Source organism: Corynebacterium sp. ACRPZ (assembly GCF_022346205.1).
GTDB lineage: Bacteria > Actinomycetota > Actinomycetes > Mycobacteriales > Mycobacteriaceae > Corynebacterium > Corynebacterium lehmanniae.
On record NZ_JAKRMR010000039.1, the window covers coordinates 1 to 939 of the forward strand.

At 62.2% G+C, this 939-nt stretch carries 2 pseudogenes; both read right to left on the reverse strand.

The window, feature by feature from the left end:
• Positions 1–262: pseudogene (locus tag MHX64_RS11875) on the reverse strand (ATP-binding protein); the annotation flags it as partial.
• Positions 259–939 (reverse strand): annotated as a pseudogene (locus MHX64_RS11880) (IS21 family transposase); the annotation flags it as partial. The pseudogenes MHX64_RS11875 and MHX64_RS11880, both read right to left, overlap by 4 nt.

Below are 939 nucleotides of genomic sequence, written 5' to 3' on the forward strand. Positions count from 1 at the left end.
CGTAGACGACGTCTTCGAGGCAGGCATCGGGGTTTGGCGATCGTGATGCCTTGAGCAGTTTGTTGATGCGGCGTTCGCGTCTGGCCGCGACTTCTTTGTCGAGTGCGTAGAGCACCTTTTGTGAGAAGGTCCACGTGTCGAAGGCTGGGTCGTTGGCGATGTCGATGACGCTTTTGCCGAAGGCTGTCATGCGCATCGCTGTGAAGTCCGCGAGGACGGATTCGTCGAGGAAACGCTCTTGCGGCGGGGTCGGTGGGGTCATGGCGTTGTGGTTCCTTTCTTGATGAGGTTGTCCAGACTGAACTGTGCTGCGCCACCGAGGTAGGCGCCGCTGGTGTCGCGTGTGGCAGCGGCGGGTGCGTGGGCCCGATGCCCAGGTGTGGCCGGTGCCGGTTGGTCGAAGCCGTGTGGTCGGGTTGCGGCTTCTTTGCGTACGGCGGCCATCATGTTTTTGACCGCGGTGTAGGACACCGCCCGGCGGGTCCCGTCGGAGGAGACCAAGCGCTTACATGCTTCTTCCAACACGAGCTTGTTGGCGTGTTTGCCCATTGACAGCACGTTCCTGCACGATTGGTACGCCTGGGCCGGGATTGCTTTCGCCGTGATCATTTCCTCGATGACTGCGCGTGTCGCCGGCCCGATCTTTTGGGCTTCGCGCAGGAAGTAATCGCTCGTCCACAGTCCCTGGGTGTGATCCATGTTCGCCGGTATGTGGTCGGCATCGGTGACATACGCCCCGCGGGTGTGGGCAAGCGTGTGGGTTGTAACGGCACGGCCACCATCGAAGACCGTGAGCACTTGCCCGGTGATGCGCACATCGACAGTGCGGCCAACGAGCTGGTGCGGCACGGAGTACCGCACGCTAGCTACGGTGATGTGGAAATCCGGGGCGACCTTGGCGCGTTTCCACTCGGTGCGCTGCCACGGGGTATCGGGAAG